Raw genomic sequence first — 1,037 nt, 5'->3', positions numbered from 1 at the left:
TTAGGACTTACGCAGAATCTAATAGACATTGCTAATCTCAAGAATAACGTAGTAGCATAACAGTCATGAAAAAGCCCAAAGTAACCCGACTAGATTATTGCCAATATCTCATGGTGAGTCAAATAAACTACACCATTACCAACTATGCGGACCATCATCCTGAGAACATCAGCCATGACCGTATCAACCGTTACCTTAAAGGCGACAAGCTCAAACCTCGTCTAGTATGGGAGCAAGTCAAACAAGACCTTGTCGCCCATGATGAGGGTTACCTCATCTTCGATGATACTGTATTGGACAAAGACCATAGTCACAAGATAGAACTGGTCAACCGCCAGTACAGTGGTAATGCCAAACGCTTGATTAAAGGCATTGGCCTTGTGAACTGTATTTACGTTAACCCGCATACCCAGCAGTATTGGGTCATTGACTACCGTATTTATGACAAAGCTATCGATGGTAAAACTAAGCTTGATCATTTAAAAGATATGCTACAACACACTATCGAATACAAGCAATTGGCATTTAAAACGGTACTGATGGACAGCTGGTATGCTACCAAAGACATCATGCTCACTATCGATGGTTTAGATAAAATCTTTTACTGCCCGCTTAAGAATAACCGTTTGGTTGATGACTCCAAGGGACAACGCGCATATACCGCAGTCAGTGCTTTAGAGTGGAGTAAAGCTGAACAAATCGATGGCAAGTTAGTTAAGATCAATAAGTTCCCTAAAGACTATAAAGTGCAACTGTTTCGGGTCGTGGTGAGTACTCACCGCACGGATTGGGTCGTGACCAACGATACCACTCAAACTCATCGTGATGACGTACAACAGGTGTGCGCCATACGCTGGAAGATTGAGCAGTTTCATCGTGAGATTAAGCAGTTAACGGGTATAGAATCTAATCAGTGTCGCAAAGCTCGTATTCAACGCAATCATGTTTGTTGTTCTATATTGGTTTGGATTTGCTTAACTCGTATTGCTAGGCAAATAAAGAAAACGGTGTATCAGTTAAAACATGGCTTACTTGAT

General features: G+C 41.6%; 1 protein-coding gene. It reads left to right on the top strand.

What is annotated here, in order from left to right; translation table 11 throughout:
• Positions 1-65 precede the first annotated feature (65 nt).
• A partial coding sequence (locus CXF65_RS01015; protein ID WP_101210727.1) for a transposase occupies positions 66-1,037 on the top strand: 972 nt, incomplete at its 3' end.

Source organism: Psychrobacter sp. Sarcosine-3u-12, from assembly GCF_002836005.1.
GTDB classification, from domain to species: Bacteria; Pseudomonadota; Gammaproteobacteria; order Pseudomonadales; family Moraxellaceae; genus Psychrobacter; species Psychrobacter okhotskensis.
Note: the sequence above shows the minus strand (reverse complement) of the source record. Positions and strands in the feature narration are given on the sequence as shown.